The 13,262-nt window shown below is 57.9% G+C and carries 13 protein-coding genes; 7 read left to right on the top strand and 6 right to left on the bottom strand.

Annotated elements, in window-relative coordinates; genetic code table 11:
• The first annotated feature begins 13 nt into the window (after positions 1-13).
• The 6 genes from AB6V08_RS11825 (at position 14) to ghrB (ending at position 5,969) form a co-directional block, all read left to right on the top strand.
• Positions 14-676, top strand: a complete 663-nt coding sequence (locus AB6V08_RS11825; protein ID WP_368542827.1) for an OmpA family lipoprotein — start codon at positions 14-16, stop codon at positions 674-676.
• A 117-nt stretch (positions 677-793) separates the two neighbouring features.
• A complete protein-coding gene (locus AB6V08_RS11820; RefSeq protein ID WP_368542826.1) occupies positions 794-1,810 on the top strand; it encodes a LacI family DNA-binding transcriptional regulator in 1,017 nt (338 codons plus the stop codon).
• A 102-nt stretch (positions 1,811-1,912) separates the two neighbouring features.
• Complete coding sequence (locus tag AB6V08_RS11815; RefSeq protein ID WP_368542825.1) at positions 1,913-2,662, top strand: sugar phosphate isomerase/epimerase family protein; 750 nt, start codon at positions 1,913-1,915, stop codon at positions 2,660-2,662.
• Between the two features lie 3 nt (positions 2,663-2,665).
• Positions 2,666-3,604: a sugar kinase gene (locus tag AB6V08_RS11810; protein WP_368542824.1), complete on the top strand. Its 939-nt coding sequence runs from the start codon at positions 2,666-2,668 to the stop codon at positions 3,602-3,604.
• An 82-nt stretch (positions 3,605-3,686) separates the two neighbouring features.
• The gene (locus tag AB6V08_RS11805) at positions 3,687-4,967 is read left to right on the top strand and encodes an MFS transporter (RefSeq protein WP_368542823.1); all 1,281 of its coding nucleotides are present in this window, start codon (positions 3,687-3,689) and stop codon (positions 4,965-4,967) included.
• A gap of 27 nt (positions 4,968-4,994) precedes the next feature.
• Positions 4,995-5,969, top strand: coding sequence for a glyoxylate/hydroxypyruvate reductase GhrB (gene ghrB, locus AB6V08_RS11800; protein ID WP_368542822.1), 975 nt, complete (start codon positions 4,995-4,997; stop codon positions 5,967-5,969).
• Positions 5,970-6,028: 59 nt separating this feature from the next.
• On the opposite strand, the gene cspE is transcribed toward ghrB, so the two are convergent.
• The gene (gene cspE / locus AB6V08_RS11795) at positions 6,029-6,241 is read right to left on the bottom strand and encodes a transcription antiterminator/RNA stability regulator CspE (protein ID WP_003860775.1); all 213 of its coding nucleotides are present in this window, start codon (positions 6,239-6,241) and stop codon (positions 6,029-6,031) included.
• Between the two features lie 242 nt (positions 6,242-6,483).
• Positions 6,484-7,194 (bottom strand): DUF3053 domain-containing protein, encoded by a 711-nt coding sequence (locus AB6V08_RS11790; RefSeq protein WP_368542821.1) that lies wholly within the window; start codon positions 7,192-7,194, stop codon positions 6,484-6,486.
• Between the two features lie 330 nt (positions 7,195-7,524).
• Between AB6V08_RS11790 and AB6V08_RS11785 the strand changes: the two genes are divergently transcribed.
• Positions 7,525-7,812, top strand: coding sequence for an HTH-type transcriptional regulator (locus AB6V08_RS11785; RefSeq protein ID WP_368542820.1), 288 nt, complete (start codon positions 7,525-7,527; stop codon positions 7,810-7,812).
• 48 nt (positions 7,813-7,860) lie between these two features.
• On the opposite strand, the gene AB6V08_RS11780 is transcribed toward AB6V08_RS11785, so the two are convergent.
• The 4 genes from AB6V08_RS11780 to AB6V08_RS11765 all read right to left on the bottom strand — a co-directional run bounded on the left by AB6V08_RS11780 (position 7,861) and on the right by AB6V08_RS11765 (position 13,159).
• Complete coding sequence (locus AB6V08_RS11780; RefSeq protein WP_368542819.1) at positions 7,861-9,480, bottom strand: ABC-F family ATP-binding cassette domain-containing protein; 1,620 nt, start codon at positions 9,478-9,480, stop codon at positions 7,861-7,863.
• A 222-nt stretch (positions 9,481-9,702) separates the two neighbouring features.
• A complete protein-coding gene (gene glyS, locus AB6V08_RS11775; RefSeq protein ID WP_368542818.1) occupies positions 9,703-11,772 on the bottom strand; it encodes a glycine--tRNA ligase subunit beta in 2,070 nt (689 codons plus the stop codon).
• 9 nt (positions 11,773-11,781) lie between these two features.
• Complete coding sequence (gene glyQ / locus AB6V08_RS11770) at positions 11,782-12,693, bottom strand: glycine--tRNA ligase subunit alpha (protein WP_003860141.1); 912 nt, start codon at positions 12,691-12,693, stop codon at positions 11,782-11,784.
• 160 nt (positions 12,694-12,853) lie between these two features.
• Positions 12,854-13,159 carry a YsaB family lipoprotein gene (locus AB6V08_RS11765; protein ID WP_368542817.1) on the bottom strand — a complete coding sequence of 102 codons (306 nt, stop codon included), beginning with the start codon at positions 13,157-13,159 and terminating at the stop codon, positions 12,854-12,856.
• Between the last annotated feature and the right edge of the window lie 103 nt (positions 13,160-13,262).

The raw sequence follows: 13,262 nt of genomic DNA, 5'->3' as shown, positions 1-13,262 counted from the left end.
TTAAGGAAATAAGATGAAAAAACGCGTACTGGTCATTGCCGCTATCGTGAGCGGCGCACTGGCGGTTTCAGGCTGCACAACAAACCCTTACACCGGCGAGAAAGAAGCGGGTAAAGCAGGCATTGGCGCGGGCCTCGGTTCGCTGGTAGGCGCGGGTATTGGCGCGCTCTCCTCGTCCAAAAAAGATCGCGGCAAAGGCGCGCTGATTGGTGCCGCGGCAGGCGCAGCACTGGGCGGCGGCGCGGGCTATTACATGGACGTGCAGGAATCCAAACTGCGTGAAAAAATGAAAGGCACCGGAGTGAGCGTGACGCGCAGCGGCGACAACATCATCCTGAACATGCCGAACAACGTGACCTTTGACTCAAGCAGCGCCACCCTGAAGCCAGCGGGTGCTAACACCCTGACCGGCGTGGCGATGGTGCTCAAGGAGTACAACAAGACCGCCGTGAACGTGTTCGGCTTCACCGACAACACCGGCAGCCTGGATCTGAACAACCGTCTGTCGCAGCAGCGTGCCGACGCGGTCTCCAGCGCGTTAATCACCCAGGGCGTGGAAGCGGGCCGTATTAACAGCAGAGGGATGGGGCCGGCAAATCCAATCGCCAGCAACAGCACCGCCGAAGGCAAAGCGCAGAACCGTCGCGTAGAGATTACGTTGAGCCCTCTGCAGTAATCGCCTCTCCCCCTCTCCCCGTGGGAGGGGGCATCAGGGCGCCTACCCCGGCATGAACCGCTTGCCATCGTTGATTTTCCCGCTAAGGTATTCCCACTCAATACAGGGAAATCAGCGATGAGCAAACCAGCACGGGCCACCATCAGCGACGTGGCGAAAGCCGCCAAAACCGGGAAAACCAGCATTTCTCGCTATCTCAACGGCGAGAAACACCTGCTATCCGACGCGCTGCTGGCTCGAATTGAACAGGCCATCGCCGATCTGGATTATCGCCCAAGCCTGATGGCGCGCGGCCTGAAGCGTGGCCGCACCCGCCTCATCGGGCTTATCATCGCCGACATCACCAACCCCTACTCCGTCAACGTGCTGAGCGGCATTGAAGCCGCCTGCCGCGAAAAGGGCTTTACCCCGCTGGTCTGTAACACCAATAACGAAGTGGATCAGGAACTGCACTACCTCGATCTGCTGCGCAGCTACCAGGTGGAAGGGATCGTGGTCAACGCCGTGGGGATGCGCGAAGAGGGGCTGAACCGCCTGCAGCAATCTTCCCTGCCGATGGTGCTCATCGACAGAAAAATTCCCGATTTCGCCTGCGATGTGGTCGGGCTGGACAACACCCAGGCGGCGACCACCGCGACCGAACACCTGATTGAGCAAGGCTTCGAGGCGATCCTGTTTCTGAGCGAACCGTTGGGCATGGTCAACACCCGCCGCGACCGCCTGAGCGCGTTTCGCGCCACGCTGGCGCGTTACCCCGGCGTGATCGCCGAAAATGCCGAAACGCCGCTGCACGAGGCCGGGCAGATCGACAATATCCTGCGCCAGTTCCACACCCGCCATCGCGGAATGCGCAAAGCGGTGATCTCCGCCAACGGGGCGCTCACCCTGCAGGTGGCGCGCTCCCTCAAGCGTATCGGACTGCACTGGGGCAGCGACATTGGCCTGCTCGGGTTCGACGAACTGGAGTGGGCAGAGCTCGCGGGCGTCGGCATTACCACCCTCAAACAGCCCACCTGGCAGATTGGCTATGCCGCCGTAGAACAGGTGGTTCGCCGCATCGAGGGCGTAAGCGACACCGTTCGCGAGCAGGTTTTCTCCGGCGAGCTGATCGTCCGCGGCTCCACCGCACGTTAATTTTCCCTTCGTGATAGCGATCATAAATTCAACATCCTGACCTTTCCTTTGGAACCGGTTCCATCTAGCGTAATACTACGATGTGTTAGATGGAGTCCGGCAATGAGCAGGAAAATAATGGTGGTCACCGCCGCGTATGGCGCGGATCGGGTGCAACAGGCGGGCGGACAGCGGGCGATGCTTCCCGTCATTGCCGCCGCGGGTGCCGACGGCGTGGAGATCCGCCGCGAGCTGTTCAGCAGCGAAGAATTACGGGCGCTGCCCGCGCTGGGTGAGTCCATCGAGCTGCTGGGTCTGCTGGCCTGCTACTCTGCTCCCGCGCCCCTGTTTACCCCTGATGGCGCCCTTAACCCGGATCTGCCGCGCTATCTCGCCGAGGCCAGCACGCTCAACGCCCTGTGGCTTAAGGTTTCGCTCGGCCATTTTCGCGACAAACAGCCGCTTGAGGCGCTGTATGCCCTGCTGAATGAGAGCGGCATGACGCTGGTGGTCGAAAACGATCAAACCGACTGCGGCCAGCTCGCGCCGATGCAGCGCTTCAAGGCGGCCTGCCGGGTGATGTCGCTGCCCGTCACCCTGACCTTTGATATGGGCAACTGGCTGTGGGTCGGCGATTCGCCGGAAGAGGCCGCGCGCCAGCTGGCCCCCGCCGTCAGCTATATCCACGTGAAGGCCGCCGTCCCGCACAAAGAGCAGTTCCGCGCGATTGCGCCGGATACCGCCGACGCCCGCTGGCTTGCGCTGCTTGACCAGCTGCCGTCCGACGCGCCGCGCGGCATCGAATTTCCGCTGGAAGGGGCGGACTTAACCGCCGTTACCCGTCACTACGTTAACCTGCTGCGCGAGGAGTAAATCATGCAAAAGACGCTGGATGCGATCACCATTGGCGAGGCGATGGCGATGTTCGTCGCCACGCAAACGGGCGAGCTACGCGAGGTCGAGAGCTTCATTAAGCGCGTGGCGGGTGCAGAGCTGAACGTGGCGACCGGCCTGGCGCGCCTGGGGCTGAACGTCGGCTGGGTGAGCCGCGTGGGGGATGACAGCTTCGGCCACTTCGTTCTCGACTCCCTGAAAAAAGAGGGCATCGACGCCGCGGGCGTGACGCTCGACGGGCGCTTTGCCACCGGCTTTCAGCTGAAGTCAAAAGTCGAAAATGGAACCGATCCCATCGTGGAGTATTTCCGCAAAGGCTCTGCGGCCAGCCACCTTTCCGTGGAGGATTTCAACGCCCGCTACTTCGCCTCTGCCCGGCACCTGCACCTGAGCGGCGTGGCGGCTGCGCTCTCGGCCAGCTCCTATGAACTCCTCGACCATGCGGCCGCGGCCATGAAGGCGCAGGGCAAAACCATTTCGTTCGACCCGAACCTGCGCCCGGTGCTGTGGAAAAGCGAAGCGGAGATGGTCGAAAAGCTTAACCATCTGGCGTTTCAGGCCGACTGGGTGCTGCCCGGCGTCAAAGAGGGGATCGTCCTTACCGGACAAAAAACACCGGAAGCGATTGCCGATTTCTATCTGGATCAAGGCGTTAAGGCGGTCGTGCTGAAAACCGGCGCCGACGGCGCCTGGTTTAAAACCGCCAGCGGCGAGCAGGGCGCGGTGGCGGCAGTAAAAGTCGATAACGTGGTGGATACCGTTGGCGCAGGGGATGGCTTCGCCGTTGGGGTGATCAGCGCCCTGCTGGAAGGAAAACCGCTGCAACAGGCCGTTGAGCGGGGCAACAAAATTGGATCCCTGGCGATCCAGGTGCAGGGCGACAGCGAAGGATTGCCCACCCGCGCGCAGCTCGGCGCATAAATTACTTAAACACATACGTTAATTAAGCCACCGTGTACCCTACATACAACGGCGGTATATCCTCAACAACAGAGGCAAGCCTATGAACAGTTCGACCAATGCAGTAAAACGCTGGTGGTACATCATGCCAATCGTGTTTATCACGTACAGCCTGGCGTACCTCGATCGTGCCAACTTCAGCTTCGCGTCCGCGGCGGGGATCACCGAAGATCTTGGGATCACCAAAGGTGTCTCATCGCTGCTGGGCGCCCTTTTCTTCCTCGGCTATTTCTTCTTCCAGATCCCCGGCGCAATCTACGCCGAGCGACGCAGCGTGCGGAAGCTTATCTTCATCTGCCTGATTTTGTGGGGCGGCTGCGCATCGCTGACCGGCGTGGTGAACAACATTCCTGCGCTGGCGGCGATTCGCTTTATCCTCGGGGTGGTCGAGGCGGCGGTCATGCCAGCGATGCTTATCTACATCAGCAACTGGTTTACTAAATCCGAACGCTCCCGCGCCAATACCTTCCTGATCCTCGGTAACCCGGTCACGGTACTGTGGATGTCGGTGGTGTCCGGCTACCTGATCCAGTCATTCGGCTGGCGTGAAATGTTCATCATCGAAGGCGTCCCGGCGGTGATCTGGGCATTCTGCTGGTGGGTGCTGGTGAAAGACAAACCGTCCCAGGCGAAATGGCTCTCCGAAGACGAAAAAGCCGCCCTCCAGGCGCAGCTGGATAAAGAGCAGCAGGGCCTGAAAGCGGTGCGTAACTACGGCGAAGCCTTCCGCTCCCGCAACGTTATTCTGCTGTGCGCGCAGTATTTCACCTGGAGCATCGGCGTATACGGCTTCGTGCTGTGGCTGCCGTCGATTATCCGCAGCGGCGGGGAGAACCTCGGCATGGTGGAAGTGGGCTGGCTGTCGTCGGTGCCGTATCTGGCGGCGACCATCGCGATGATTATTGCCTCCTGGGCGTCGGACAAACTGCAAAATCGTAAGCTGTTCGTCTGGCCGCTGCTGCTGATTGCCGCCTTTGCGTTTATCGGCTCCTGGGCGGTCGGCGCAAACCACTTCTGGGTCTCTTACACTCTGCTGGTGATCGCTGGTGCCGCCATGTACGCGCCGTACGGCCCGTTCTTCGCCATTATCCCGGAGATGCTGCCGCGCAACGTGGCGGGTGGCGCGATGGCGCTGATCAACAGCATGGGCGCGCTGGGCTCCTTCTTCGGCTCCTGGTTTGTGGGCTATCTGAACGGTGCGACCGGCAGCCCGTCCGCGTCATACATATTTATGGGGGTGGCGCTTTTTGCCTCAGTGTGGCTTACTCTGATTGTTAAGCCTGCTAATAATCAACAGCTACCCGTCGGCGCACGCCACGCCTGAACCTTTTGAAAATCAACGGAGATTAGCATGAAGCCGTCCGTCATTTTGTACAAAGCACTGCCTGACGATCTGCAAAAACGCCTGGAAGAACACTTCACCGTTACCCAGGTGAAAAACCTGAGTCCGGACACCGTGGCGCAGCACGCCGATGCGTTTGCCCGCGCCGAAGGGCTGCTGGGATCGAGCGAAAAAGTGGATGTCGCTTTGCTGGAGAAAATGCCAACGCTTCGCGCCACCTCCACCATATCCGTGGGTTACGACAACTTCGACGTGGATGCGCTTAACGCGCGTAAGATCCTGCTGATGCACACGCCCCACGCCCTGACGGAAACGGTGGCCGATACGCTGATGGCGCTGGTGCTCAGCACCGCGCGTCGGGTGGTGGAAGTCGCCGAGCGCGTCAAAGCGGGCGAATGGACTAAAAGCATCGGCCCGGACTGGTTTGGCGTGGACGTTCACGGCAAAACGCTGGGGATTGTCGGGATGGGACGTATCGGGCTGGCGCTGGCGCAGCGTGCGCACTTCGGCTTTAACATGCCGATTTTGTACAATGCGCGCCGCCATCACAGCGAAGCGGAAGAGCGCTTCAGCGCGCGCTACTGCGAGCTGGATACGCTGCTTCAGGAAGCCGATTACGTCTGCCTGATCCTGCCGCTGACGGACGAAACGCACCATCTGATAGGCAAAGCGGAATTTGCGAAGATGAAGAAATCGGCCATTTTCATCAACGCGGGGCGCGGCCCGGTGGTGGATGAGCAGGCGCTAATTGAGGCACTGCAAAACGGTGAGATCCACGCCGCAGGTCTGGACGTGTTTGAGCAAGAGCCGCTGCCGCTGAGTTCGCCGCTGCTGAAATTATCCAACGTGGTTGCCTTGCCGCACATTGGCTCGGCAACGCATGAAACCCGCTACAATATGGCGGCCACCGCCGTGGATAACCTGATCGCCGCGCTTGGCGGGAAGGTCGAGAGGAACTGCGTGAACCCGCAGATCCAGGGCTAAGAAACGAAAAAACCCGCCAGAAGGCGGGTTTTTAAATTCTTTGCTACTGGGTTGGAAGCTTACAGGCTTACAACGTTACCAGCTGCTGGGCCTTTAGCGCCGCTTTCGATGGTGAAGGAAACTTTCTGACCTTCATCCAGAGATTTGTAGCCATCGTTCTGGATAGCAGAGAAGTGTACGAACACATCTTTAGAGCCATCGTCAGGAGTGATGAAGCCGAAACCTTTATCAGCGTTGAACCATTTAACCAGACCAGTCATTTTAGCAGACATAGAAAATACCTTATTAACAAATATAGTGTGCCTTCCGGCGCGATGGGTTGCGTTACAGAATTAAGCGATGAAGGAAGGGTCACAACGAAGGGTATCTATGGATAACAATCTGGACTGCTTTACTAAACTGCTTTAGGTCTGTGTAACAAACCGACGCGACAGTTATACCTATGTGGTACATGAATGACAAGCGTTATTTTCATCACTTATAAAAAACCCCGCAATCCGCGGGGCTTTTTGTCTTATTCGGTTGCGGCGACTGCCGCACTCCACGCCTGGCTAAACGCCTGGTGCTGAGAGGCCAGAGGCCCAATCAACGCGTTATACTGGCTGGCCTGCTGAGAGGTCGGGAACTGGATACCGTTGGAGACAAAGCTCACCTGCGTACCCTGCTGAGAAATATAATCCCCCACCTGCACCAGCTGCTGCGTGAAGATCTGCGCCGCCGGGATCAGCGGTTGCATCGCGTCAGCGGGTTTGGTCACCACTTTCTCATAGGCTTTATCGAAGACCGGCTTCAGATCGTCGCCTTGCTTCAGCGCGGAGCGGGACGCATCTGCCTGCATTTTTGCGTTCTGCAACTGCTGGCTCAGCACGCCGAGCGCACCGTTAGACTGACGCAGCGGTTCACTCTGAGTCATGTAATCCTGGGGCACACGGATGGCGTTTACGCTATCCAGCACTGGACGAAGACCGGAGTCCATCGCCTGGCTCACCTGCTGTGAATAACCATACAGAATGGCGTAATCGGAAACGAAAGGACCAAACTGTTTTTTCTGATCCGCAGTCAGGGTTGGCAAACGTTCGCCGCTGCGCATCACCGTATTCTGTAGAAAATCGATAAACGCTTTGCGCTGATCGCCTTCTTTATCGAAACACCCACTCAGGCTAACTACCATCAATAACGCCGCAAGAGGCGCAAACCAGCGAGAGCAGGACTTTCCTGTCGCCATTTTCTTACTCCTTTCACCCAAAAAAGCGCACACCGGCACACGCGTGCCCGACGGTGACAAGGATAGTCCAGGTCAGCCTCGCAAGATACTCTTTTCACGCAAAACGGCCATTGCCGTTTTTTTTCTGACTATTTACAAAAAAATACTCTGCAAACGGACCTACGGTTAATCAGCGAATTAGCATAACTATCCATATTGCTGAAACGCGTAAAGCGATCGTTACCGCACGATTAGTCACTCCCGTGACGATCGTACGTTCGCATTAAAGACTATTCTTAAGTGGCTCTCTGATGTTCACGATCCCGCAGTGTGATTTAAGAGGAGTTCTCAATGGAATATAAAGATCCTGAGTTTGAGCTGCTGAGCAGCCTGGAACAGATTATTTTTAAAGACGTACCGCAGACTGTAACCCTGCAACAGAAATCCAATCCCTTTACAGAATTTGAGCAATTGCGCAAAGGGTCAGGACTGAAAAACGATGAATTCGCCAGAGCTATGGGTGTTAGCGTGGCCATGGTGCTGGAGTGGGAATCTAAGCGTGAAAAACCCACACCCGCCGAGCTAAAGCTGATGCGCCTGATTCAGGCCAACCCGGCACTCAGCAAGCATATCGCCTGAGAGTAAAGCCAGAAGTTGACTGCCCCCGCACCTGCGGGGGCTTGTGTTTTAGAGGCTTTCACAACGCCATCCCGCCGCGTGCCACACCATTTCATGCGTCAGTTTCAGCCCCTTCAAAAAGGCCTCATCGTGGGATACCACCAGTAACGCACCGGGAAAATCCGCCAGCGCCGCTTCGATAGCCTGAACGGAAGCCAGATCCAGATGGTTGGTCGGCTCGTCCAACAGCAGCAGCTGCGTTGCCTCTTTGCGCCACAGCACGCAGGCGAGCGCCGCTTTCAGACGCTCGCCGCCGCTCAGCTCCGCCAGCGGTAGCGTCACTTTGTCCGCCCCAAGCTGGAGCTGCGCGAGCCGCGTGCGCAACGTCCCCTCCTCCAGCGGCGTATTGCTGAGATTGAGGTGCGCCATCACTGATAAGGTGAGATCCAGCTGCGACAGGTGCTGATCAAGATACGCGCAGGTGACCGACACGCGGCAGGTGCCCGAAACGGGCGCGATCTCACCGAGGATCGCTTTCAGCAGCGTCGACTTTCCGCAGCCGTTTGGCCCGCGCAGCGCCACGCGCATCGGCCCGTCCATTCGCCAGTTCACAGGCGAAATATCCACATGCGGCAGCAGCAGTTCTTCCAGCACAAGCACCTGTTTGCCCTCGGCAATCTGGCTTCCGGGCAGGGTAAACATCACCGGATTATCCTCTTCAACCCGTTCGCGCGCCTTGTTGACCGCGGCGTTCAGCGCGTCGTTTTGATCGCCGTGCTGTTTGCGCCAGGTGCCGATACGCTCTTTCGCCGCCATTTTGTATTTGACCCGCTCAAACGAGGCGATGTTGAGCGTATCCACGGTGCGCAGCGTTTTCGCCGAACGCCGCTGACTGTCGTCATGCTCTTTCTTCATGCGCGCCCGCGTGCGTTTGCGCTCGGTGGCGGCATGTTCGAGCGCCGCCCGGGCAGATTGCTGCTCTGCATCGCGCTGGTGCTGGTAGTCCGCATAGTTACCGCCGTAGCTGCGTAAGCCGGATGGGCTCAGTTCCAGAATGCGCGGAACCTGCGCCAATAATTCACGGTCGTGGGACGCAACCAGCACGCCGCCTTCGAAGCGGGCAAGCTCGTCGTAAAACCATGCGCGCCCCTGCCGGTCCAGGTGGTTGGTGGGCTCATCCAGCAGAAGGAAGTCCGCCCCGGCGGTAAATGCGCCGCAGAGCAGCGCGCGGACGCGTTCGCCGCCGCTCAGCTCAAGGGCGCTTTTGTCCGGATCGAAGGGCGGGAGTTTCGCATTGTTAAACGCCTCGCTCAGGCGCTCGGTTAAATCCCAGTAGCCGTCGAGCGTCTCCAGGTCTTCCGGCTGGTACTCACCGCTTTCGACACGCCGACGGGCGGCGAAGATCGCATCATAGCCGAGCAGTTCGGCCAGGGTGGTTTGCGGGGAAATGTCGTGCTGTTGCGCCACGTAAGCGTGGGTGCCTGACCGCTCGATATGGCCATGAGCCGGTTCATCCAACCCCGCCAGCAGGCGCAGCAGGCGGGTTTTTCCGCTGCCGTTGCGCCCGACGAGCGCCGATAAAGAGGGCTCGAGGGTAAGGTTCAGCGGGCCAAAAAGGGTATCGCCCGTCGCAAACTGACAGGTGACCTGATGCAAAATAAAAGAAGGGGACTGCGCAAAATGAGCCATAAGCACTCCTGAATGAAATCAAAACATCCCCTGCCGACGCGGTGGCGTTTAGCAAGGATCGAAATTCATCAGTCGTGTTTGTTCATTTTCGGTATGCGCTCCGGAGAGGAAAAGTTAACGGGGGCTAGGATAACGGTAATTTAATGACCTGTTCAAGGTTAATTTTTCAGCGTCAGGATATAAAAAAACCCGCCGAAGCGGGTTTTCAGAACGGCGATCGGGTTACTGCAGCAGCGAAATGTCCGCCACGCGCAGGAACAGCTCGCGCAGTTTTTCGAGCATAGAGAGGCGGTTAACGCGCAGATCTTTATCTTCTACGTTCACCATCACTTTCTCGAAGAAGGCATCAACCGGCTCACGCAGTTCAGCCAGTTCGACCAGCGCTTCCTGGTAACGGCCTTCGGCGAAGAACGGCTCCAGCTTGTCGCGCAGCACAACGACCTGCATCGCCAGGGCAATTTCTTCCGGCTCTTTCAGGGTTGCGGCGTTCACGCGCTCGTTCAGCGTTTCGTCGGACTTCGCCAGGATGTTAGAGACTCGCTTGTTGGCCGCAGCCAGCGCAGAGGCCGCTTCCAGCGTACGGAAGTGGGAAACCGCCTTCATACGCGCATCGAAATCAGCCGGACGGGTCGGACGACGCGCCAGCACCGCCTGAATGGTGTCAACGGTGTAGCCTTCATCCTGATACCAGGCGCGGAAACGACCGAGCATGAAGTCGATCACGTCATCCACCACGTTCGCGTTGGTCAGCTTGTCGCCGTACAGACGCACCGCTTCTTCGGTCAGCGTTTGCAGATCGAGGTTCAGGTTCTTCTCAACGATGATGCGCAGCACGCCCAGCGCGGCACGTCGCAGCGCAAACGGGTCTTTATCGCCTTTCGGATGCTGACCGATGCCGAAGATACCCGCCAGGGTGTCCATTTTATCGGCAATCGCCACCGCACACGCAACCGGGTTAGACGGCAGATCGTCACCGGCAAAGCGCGGCTGATACTGCTCGTTCAGGGCAACGGCCACGTCTTCCGCTTCGCCGTCGTGACGCGCGTAGTGCATCCCCATCACGCCCTGGGTGTCGGTAAATTCGAACACCATGTTGGTCATCAGGTCGCATTTGGACAGCAGGCCAGCGCGGGTCGCGTGGTTAACGTCCGTACCGATTTCGCGGGCGATCCAGCCGGACAGCTCAGCGATACGGTCGGTTTTGTCACGCAGCGTACCCAGCTGCTGCTGGAACAGCACGGTTTGCAGACGCGGCAGGTTATCTTCCAGACGCTTTTTACGGTCGGTATTGAAGAAGAACTCGGCATCCGCCAGACGTGGACGAACCACTTTCTCGTTACCGGAGATAATCTGGATCGGATCTTTGGATTCGATGTTCGCCACGAAGATGAAGTTTGGCAGCAGCTTGCCGTCGTTGGCGTAAACAGGGAAGTACTTCTGGTCGCCCTTCATGGTGTGAACCAGCGCTTCCGCCGGAACGGCCAGGAACTTCTCTTCGAATTTGGCGGTCAGGACAACCGGCCATTCCACCAGAGAGGTCACTTCTTCCAGCAGGCTTTCGCTCAGGTCAGCGTTACCGCCAATTTTACGCGCCGCCTCTTCTGCGTCTGCTTTGATTTTGGCTTTACGCTGTTCGTAATCGGCAATGACCTTACCGCGCTCCAGCAGGATCTGCGGGTACTGGTCGGCATTGTCGATGGTGAATTCCGGCTCGCCCATAAAGCGGTGGCCGCGGATCACGCGATCGGAGGCTACGCCCAGAATGGTGGCAGGGATCACGGTATCGCCCAGCAGCAGCGTTACGGTGTGAACCGGACGCACGAAGTGGACGTCGGACGCGCCCCAGCGCATCAGCTTCGGAATAGGCAGTTTCGCCAGAGACGTCGCAATCATGTTTGGCAGCAGCGCTTCTGCGCTCTCACCTTTGACGTGTGCGCGATACAGCAGCCACTCGCCTTTGTCGGTGGTAAGACGCTCGGCCTGGTCAACGGTGATACCGCAACCGCGCGCCCAGCCTTCTGCCGCTTTGCTCGGTTTGCCTTCAGCGTCGAACGCCTGGGCAATTGCCGGGCCGCGTTTTTCAACTTCACGATCCGGCTGGGCAGCCGCCAGGCTTGCCACTTTCAGCGCCAGACGACGCGGAGCCGCAAACCACTCAATTTTACCGTGCGCCAGGCCAGCGTTATCCAGCTCGGCAGTCACGTTCGCAGCGAAAGATTCAGCCAGGCTGCGCAGGGCTTTTGGTGGCAGCTCTTCGGTGCCGATTTCCACCAGGAAAGTTTTTTCAGACATGGCCGCCTCTTATTTGTTTCGGTTGCACATCGGGAAGCCAAGGGCTTCACGGGACGCGTAGTAAGCTTCTGCAACGGCTTTGGTCAGGGTACGAATACGCAGAATGTAGCGCTGACGTTCAGTCACGGAGATCGCTTTGCGGGCGTCGAGCAGGTTGAAGCTGTGGGCGGCCTTCAGAATACGCTCGTAAGCAGGCAGCGGCAGCGGAGTTTCCAGCGCCAGCAGCTGCTGCGCTTCTTTCTCGTACTGCTCGAAGCAGGTGAACAGGAAGTCCACGTCTGCGTATTCGAAGTTATAGGTGGATTGCTCCACTTCGTTCTGATGGAACACGTCGCCGTAGGTGGTTTTACCCAGCGGGCCGTCGCTCCAGACCAGGTCGTAAACGCTGTCTACGCCCTGAATGTACATTGCCAGACGTTCCAGACCGTAGGTGATTTCACCGGTGATCGGTTTACATTCCAGACCGCCAACCTGCTGGAAGTAAGTAAACTGGGTCACTTCCATACCGTTCAGCCACACTTCCCAGCCCAGACCCCAGGCACCCAGCGTTGGGTTTTCCCAGTTATCTTCCACGAAACGGATGTCGTGAATGGTCGGATCCATACCCAGCTCTTTCAGCGACCCGAGGTACAGCTCCTGAATATTGTCAGGCGATGGCTTAATGACCACCTGGAACTGATAGTAGTGCTGCAGACGGTTCGGGTTTTCGCCGTAACGGCCATCGGTAGGGCGGCGGGAAGGCTGCACATAGGCAGTCGCCATCGGTTCTGGCCCCAACGCGCGTAAGCTGGTCATCGGGTGGGAGGTGCCTGCGCCTACTTCCATGTCCAAAGGTTGAACAATGGTGCAGCCCTGACGAGCCCAGTAATCCTGTAAGGTCAGGATCAGGCCCTGGAAGGTCTTGGTATCAAACTTTTGCATAGTATTTCGTGCTGGATACGTGTGGTTTTAAATGGAAGGGATCAGTATACCCGCTGGCTGCAAGATATACAGTACGAAACGGGGTTGTTTAGGGAAAATTGGGAAATAAGGCCTTCAGCCATAACGCGTTTACGCTATGGCTGTTGAATATCCGCACGGATCAGCGCATGGAGAGGTGTAAAAACTGACCGTCTGCGTCAAAAGAGCAGACAAAGCCCTCTTTACGCGCGGTATGTCCCCGCAGCTCGTAGCTTCCCTGGAAGCGCTCGAACGCCGTCACGTCTATTTTTTGCGCCCCGGTATTATAGCGGTGAGCCGCCTGCTCCTTGCACTGCTGTTCCATATTGAGCGAGCGTTCCGGGCTCACTTTCCCCTTCTGCGCTTTTTGCTGTGGGGCATCTTGCGAAGTACTGCATCCTGCCAGCATAAACAGCAGAAAGAGTGACGCCACGCGCTTCATCATCATTTTTATTACCGGCCTGTTCTGTGGCTGTTATTTTTAGTATCAATGCTTTTTATAGATTAAGGTCTGGCATTCTGCGAATCTCGCGGCCTTCACACAAGCCTGC

This window comes from Enterobacter soli (genome assembly GCF_964208575.1).
GTDB classification, from domain to species: domain Bacteria; phylum Pseudomonadota; class Gammaproteobacteria; order Enterobacterales; family Enterobacteriaceae; genus Enterobacter; species Enterobacter soli_A.
This window is presented reverse-complemented; position numbering and strand designations above follow the sequence as displayed.